Origin of the sequence: Alkalihalophilus lindianensis (assembly GCF_032843265.1) — a bacterium.
Classification (GTDB): domain Bacteria; phylum Bacillota; class Bacilli; order Bacillales; family Bacillaceae_D; genus Alkalihalophilus; species Alkalihalophilus lindianensis.
In genome coordinates this window covers 1-228 of sequence record NZ_JAWJBA010001165.1, presented here as the reverse complement: position 1 = coordinate 228, position 228 = coordinate 1, and the positions used below count along the sequence as shown (strand labels likewise).

Below are 228 nucleotides of genomic sequence, written 5' to 3'. Positions count from 1 at the left end.
ATCGGCCTCGCGCGGAACATCCCACTCCTGCCAGGTCTTCTTGAGCGTGGCGTTCAGCTTTTCTCGCAATGGCTCCAGCTTTGCCTGCCACTGGTCCCAGATGACATCGATCTCCGCGTTGTTGGCGATGGACTTGAGGGTAATGTGCGGTACGCGCTCATAGACGAAGCCATGGCGGATGCCCCCCTGCACGGGCTGAGAACTGGGCGCGATGCGAGTGACTTGGGA

Annotated in this window: 1 protein-coding gene; it reads right to left on the bottom strand. The window is 60.5% G+C overall.

Going from position 1 to position 228, the window contains the following annotated elements; translation table 11 throughout:
- Window positions 1-228 (bottom strand): hypothetical protein (locus RYX56_RS25730; protein WP_317124560.1); only part of this gene is annotated, 228 nt, incomplete at both ends.